The 1,554-nt window shown below is 64.9% G+C and carries 1 protein-coding gene; it reads right to left on the bottom strand.

All coding sequences use genetic code 11. The features are described from left to right. The coding region (locus Q8X48_RS29775; protein WP_407802809.1) for a VCBS domain-containing protein at positions 1-1,554 on the bottom strand (1,554 nt) is incomplete at both ends.

Here is a 1,554-nt window from a genome sequence, read left to right as displayed (position 1 = left end):
GGTGTTGGTTTGGGCGACGAAGGTGGCGGCGCTGTCGACGTCGCTGATGGTCAGGGTGCCGGTGGTGGAAATGTCGACGGCGGCATTAGTCTCGGTGAGGTGGGCGATGTCGGCGGACAGCACGGCCGCATCGTTGGTGCCGAGGATATTCACGGTGACCGAAGTGAGGGTGCCATCGGCACTGCTCACCGCGAAGGTGTCGGTGTAGGTGGTGCCGGCGGCGAACTCGTTGTGGGCGGAGCTGGCGACGTAGGTCCAGGCACCGCCGGTGCCGATGGAGAACTGGCCGTAGCTGCCGGCGGTGTTGGTTTGGGCGACGAAGGTGGCGGCGCTGTCGACGTCGCTGATGGTCAGGGTGCCGGTGGTGGAAATGTCGACGGCGGCATTAGTCTCGGTGAGGTGGGCGATGTCGGCGGACAGCACGGCCGCATCGTTGGTGCCGAGGATATTCACGGTGACCGAAGTGAGGGTGCCATCGGCACTGCTCACCGCGAAGGTGTCGGTGTAGGTGGTGCCGGCGGCGAACTCGTTGTGGGCGGAGCTGGCGACGTAGGTCCAGGCACCGCCGGTGCCGATGGAGAACAGGCCGTAGCTGCCGGCGGTGTTGGACTGCGCCTGGAAGCTTTCCGGGCTGTCGATATCGCTAATGGTCAGGCTGCCGCCGGTGGTCAGCGGAGCATTGGTTTCGCTCAGCGTAACGCTGGCCGAGGACAGCACGGCAGCGTCGTTGCTGCCGGTGACGGTGATAGTCACCAGTTGGGTGTCGACGCCGCCGAGGCCGTCGCTGACCTGCACCGTAAACACCTCATCATGGCTCTCGCCCGCCTTCAGCGACTGCACCGCACTGGCGACCCCATTGGTGCCGTTGGCCAGGGTGTAGGTCCACTGGCCGCTATTATCGACGGCGATCGAGCCGTAGGTGCCGGTTGACGAGCCATTGATGCTCCAACTGGTCGTGGCGTCGTGATCGATGTCGGTCGAGCTGAGCTGGCCAGTGACGCTGAGTTTGATGTCTTCCTGCACCGCGCCGGCATCATTGCCCGTTGCGAAACTGAGCACGGGCGCGTCGTTGGTGCCAGTCAGGGTGATCGTCACCGTCTGCGGTGCCGAGGTCGCATTCCCTGCGCCGCTGTCGTCGCTGGCCACCACGGTGTAGGAGAAGCTGATGGTTTCACCAACGCTCAGGAAGTCCAGGTTCTCGCTGCTGCTGTAGTTCCAGCCGGTTTGATCGACCGAGAAGCCGGCCACCAGTGCCGCGGCTTGCGCCGCACCGAGGGTGCCGCCGCTCCAGGCGATGTCGTTGTTGGCGGTCTGGCTGACCGTCACGACGTCGTTGCTGTCCAGATCGGCAAAACTCAGCGCCCCGCTGTCGCTCAGCGTGGCTGTGCCATTGCCTTCGTTCATCGCGCCGGTCGTGTCGTCGATGCTCAGCGTCGGCTGGTCGTTGGTCCCGGTCAGGGTGATCGTCACCGTCTGCGGTGCCGAGGTCGCATTCCCTGCGCCGCTGTCGTCGCTGGCCACCACGGTGTAGGAGAAGCTGATGGTTTCACCAAC

Source organism: Pseudomonas sp. QLc11A, from assembly GCF_052112305.1.
In the GTDB taxonomy this organism is placed as follows: domain Bacteria; phylum Pseudomonadota; class Gammaproteobacteria; order Pseudomonadales; family Pseudomonadaceae; genus Aquipseudomonas; species Aquipseudomonas laurylsulfatiphila.
Note: the sequence above shows the minus strand (reverse complement) of the source record. Positions and strands in the feature narration are given on the sequence as shown.